The 245-nt window shown below is 59.6% G+C and carries 1 pseudogene; it reads right to left on the bottom strand.

Annotated elements, in window-relative coordinates:
- Positions 1-245: pseudogene (locus AC0L2O_RS37310) on the bottom strand (NAD(P)/FAD-dependent oxidoreductase); the annotation flags it as partial.

Consider the following 245-nt stretch of genomic DNA (forward strand, 5'->3'; position numbering starts at 1 on the left):
TGTCGCCTCGACGTCGAATCCCGGATAATCGGTCTGCTCCATCAACTCCTTGGTGTAGTCGCCCTGGAACCAGATCATCTGCTCGGCGTCTTCCAGCGTTTCCTCGCGCGCCCGCCATCTCCTGCCATGTTCCGCCATCACTTCTGCCGAGGGCAGTTCGATGCGGCCCATGATGACGTCGCGCGCGAACCAGGCCTGCGCGTCGAACATGTTGAAGGTGTAGAATTGGTCCTGCATGCCGATAT

The sequence above is a fragment of the Bradyrhizobium sp. Kon10 genome, from assembly GCF_055807395.1.